This is a genomic window from Bradyrhizobium sp. Kon56 (assembly GCF_055807635.1).
The window spans coordinates 1-248 of record NZ_JBVVOU010000562.1 but is presented as its reverse complement, the minus strand read 5'-3'; the positions used below and the strand labels follow the sequence as shown (position 1 = coordinate 248).

Sequence of the window (248 nt, the reverse complement as noted above, 5' to 3'; positions counted from 1 at the left end):
GGCAAAGTCCATCACACTTCCCAAGCTCTGTATTGAGCCGCTCTGGGGATCCTGGCTATCGAGTGTAACAATAGAGGAAAGGATGTCGGAAATTTGCTGTGGCGTGTAGAACTCACCCGACTTCTTGCCTGAACCTGCGGCAAACTGTTCGATCAAGTACTCATAAACATCACCAAATGCATCCATGTCAGTGGGGAATTAAGCTATCTGTCCTCATTCAGAAAATCTCCGAAGGCTTAGCTGAATTC

The 248-nt window shown here is 47.2% G+C and carries 1 protein-coding gene; it reads right to left on the bottom strand.

From position 1 onward, the window contains the following. On the bottom strand, positions 1–186 hold a 186-nt coding region (locus AC0L3B_RS40050; protein ID WP_473383510.1), incomplete at its 3' end, for an N-6 DNA methylase. Positions 187–248: the final 62 nt, after the last annotated feature.